Annotated in this window: 1 protein-coding gene; it reads left to right on the top strand. The window is 74.7% G+C overall.

What is annotated here, in order from left to right:
* Window positions 1-235: 235 nt before the first annotated feature.
* A complete protein-coding gene (locus CCN56_RS40375; protein ID WP_086832521.1) occupies window positions 236-904 on the top strand; it encodes an HAD-IA family hydrolase in 669 nt (222 codons plus the stop codon).
* Window positions 905-942 lie beyond the last annotated feature (38 nt).

Genomic DNA, 942 nt, shown 5'->3' with positions numbered 1-942 from the left:
CGCTGTCCTGAGGGCGGAGCACCTCGTCGCCCCGAGGGCGGAGTACCCCGCTGTCCTGAGGGCGGAGCACCTCGTCGCCCCGAGGGCGGAGTACCCCGCTGCCCCGAGGGCGGCGGACCGGTTGGCCAAGACGGCCCACGGTTTTGTATCGTGAAAGAACAAAGTGGCCCCGCCCGCTCCCCTGACCGGCGGGCGGGACCGCTTCGTTCTCCGCGCCACCCCCTCTGGAGACCCGATGCCTGCCACCACCCCGGCAACGCTCACCGCCCGCGCCCTCCTTCTCGACATGGACGGCACCCTCGTCAACTCGGACGCCGTCGTCGAGCGCTGCTGGCGCCGCTGGGCGGACCGGCAGGGTCTCGACGCGGACGAGGTGCTCAAGGTGGTCCACGGCCGTCAGGGGTTCGCGACGATGGCCGTCCTCCTCCCGGACCGCCCGATGGCGGAGAACCATGCCGACAACCGGGTGATGCTGGCCGAGGAGACCGCCGACCTCGACGGGGTCGTGCCCGTCCCCGGCGCCCCCGCCTTCATGGCCGCGATCGCCGATCTCCCGCACGCCCTGGTGACCTCGGCGGACGAGGCGCTGGCGCAGGCCCGGATGGGCGCGGCGGCGCTCCGGATGCCGGAGGTCCGGATCACGGCCGAGGGCGTCGGGGCGAGCAAGCCGGACCCCGAGGGCTTCCTGAAGGGCGCGGCGGCGCTGGGCTTCGACCCGGCGGACTGCGTGGTCTTCGAGGACTCCGAGGCCGGCATCCAGGCGGGCCGCGCGGCCGGCATGCGCGTCGTGGGCGTGGGCCCGCGCGCGGCGGCCTTCGCTCCGGACGTGCACATCGCCGACCTCACCCGACTGCGGGTGGAGCCCGCGGCGGACGGCTCGATCACGCTGACCGTACTGACGTAGGCGCACCCCCTCCCCCTCTCCCCTCGCGCGCGGCCGGA

The organism is Streptomyces sp. NRRL B-24572 (assembly GCF_002156145.1).
Lineage (GTDB): Bacteria > Actinomycetota > Actinomycetes > Streptomycetales > Streptomycetaceae > Streptomyces > Streptomyces vietnamensis.
Note: the sequence above shows the minus strand (reverse complement) of the source record. Positions and strands in the feature narration are given on the sequence as shown.

Bases quoted from the DNA above. Each gene is read 5' to 3' on its own strand.
- CCN56_RS40375 (WP_086832521.1), top strand. From the start codon at position 236: ATGCCTGCCACCACCCCGGCAACGCTCACCGCCCGCGCCCTCCTTCTC.